2 protein-coding genes and 2 pseudogenes are annotated in these 1,841 nt (G+C 34.9%); all 4 read right to left on the bottom strand.

The features are described from left to right. Positions 1-109 (bottom strand): annotated as a pseudogene (locus tag HU824_RS19945) (IS982 family transposase); the annotation flags it as partial. Between the two features lie 236 nt (positions 110-345). Next, the gene (locus HU824_RS19355; protein ID WP_176469738.1) at positions 346-816 is read right to left on the bottom strand and encodes a hypothetical protein; all 471 of its coding nucleotides are present in this window, start codon (positions 814-816) and stop codon (positions 346-348) included. Continuing rightward, positions 779-1,705 carry a DUF4221 family protein gene (locus HU824_RS19350; RefSeq protein WP_176469739.1) on the bottom strand — a complete coding sequence of 309 codons (927 nt, stop codon included), beginning with the start codon at positions 1,703-1,705 and terminating at the stop codon, positions 779-781. Before HU824_RS19350 ends, HU824_RS19355 begins: the two co-directional genes overlap by 38 nt. A gap of 9 nt (positions 1,706-1,714) precedes the next feature. After that, positions 1,715-1,841: pseudogene (locus HU824_RS19345) on the bottom strand (IS4 family transposase); the annotation flags it as partial.

Below are 1,841 nucleotides of genomic sequence, written 5' to 3'. Positions count from 1 at the left end.
TGGGAACAACACCGCACCTGGGTACGTTTCCATGTTCATTAACTCGATTTCCGGCAAAATCCTTGCAGATTCCGAGGATTCTGACGAAATTTGCTATGAAGTTGCGCATAAGCAGTGCAATAGTAGTTAACGGTGTGGTTACCACTAATTTAATAATAATCCGCAAATTGTGCAACTTTTTCATTTGTAAATATTTAGAATTTTAATTCAACCAACGGGTATCTATTATAAAAGTAAACGCATTGCTCATCCAAAGTTAATCACTATCTTTGCCAAAACCTCCTTTCCGGGTGGGTTACGGAACGGACGGCACGAATGGGCAAACAAAGCGCTAGCCGTCCTTTTCTATCCATTACCTTTTATTTTTCCGCTATCCAATAAACTTTTATAGCTAACTCCAGGCTCCAAAAAATACCATGTTTTCCGAGAAATACATCTGATATCTATTATTATAGGATATACATTCATTTCTTCTTTTTCAGATACATACAATCGCTCATTATCTATCAATACATTTTTCTGCTCAATCAATTTTCCCAAATGCAAGCGCATCTCTTTCATTGATGAAATTTTAGTGAAAATAAAAAGTATATTTTCTTCCGTATTCTCACGAAAAAAGTTTTCTGCTTCAGAAATACAGCCTCCACACCCCAATTCCGGAATGACAACCACATGAGAATAATTAGTAAGATTAACATCATTCTCTTCCAACCTTCTCACAACCATATCAGCATAATCTTCTTTTATTTGAGAACAGCTACAAACAAGAACTATGCAATCAAATAGTAAATACATCAGTCGACTTATTTTTTTCATATACAAACGTCTTAAAACATAAAATATCATCATCATCAGATTTAACTTGAATATGGAAACCATCAGGACTTACAAAACATTGATTTACCCAATATAAATCGTCTTCTATCCGACTTTTACCGATTACTTCAAACCGATTATTCAAAACTATTATTTCCATCGGCTTTCGTAAAGCCTCATCTTGCACATCTATCTCCGGATCAGGCAAAAAAGCCAATCTATAATAAACATCTCTATATCGGTCATAATGGATTGCACCATAACTCAGATTTTGAATGTAATGCCTCCGTTGCTTTTCGTATGTAAAAAGTTCCATTCTTATGTCTTTTTCTGCAGGACTGATTTTGTGTTCTCCACCCACACCTGCATAAAACTCTCTATAATCTTCCGTTTTTATGGAATGCACTCTAACTTGAGAATCGGCTGCAAAACTTAGAACAATCTCATTTTGTGGCGAAATTGTGAAAAACGGATTCCGATACGAAAATCCTCCCCCCCAATTTCCTTTATGATAAATGGCAGGATAACTATCAGAATGTCGAATAGTCTGATTTTTACAATCAAAGTAAGTCATTACCGGACGATTCACAGCATTTTCGCCCTCAAATTCATTTGGGAAAAAACCTGAAATCAATAATTCATCACCAAGCTTTGTTAAAGGAGAATTTGTCTGGGGAAATAATAATGGAGCAATAAAAAGAGAATCCGGAGTGAGATTTAGAGACATCTTCAATTTATGCCTTTCCTTAACCATCCCCCTACTATTAGTCAAAAAAAGTGTTCCCATCAACACATTATAAAGATAAATAGAATCACTATTCAAATAATAAAAAGACAAGACTGTTCCTACCCCATTATTTCCTTCCTTATCAAAATGAATTCGGTTTATATACTTTTTTTAAGTACATGACAAAAATTTGAAAACATCGAATTTTGGGGTATAAGTCGGACGCATAAGTATGGTCGAAATCTCTTCCAATCCATATTTGACAAGCGACTTTGCCTTTCTTCCATGTTTCAGAATC

The organism is Bacteroides sp. L10-4, assembly GCF_013373675.1.
GTDB lineage: Bacteria > Bacteroidota > Bacteroidia > Bacteroidales > Bacteroidaceae > Bacteroides > Bacteroides muris.
The sequence above is the reverse complement of the archived record's forward strand: the minus strand, read 5'-3'. Positions and strand labels throughout refer to the sequence as shown.

Bases quoted from the DNA above. Each gene is read 5' to 3' on its own strand.
- HU824_RS19355 (WP_176469738.1), bottom strand. From the start codon at position 816: ATGAAAAAAATAAGTCGACTGATGTATTTACTATTTGATTGCATAGTT.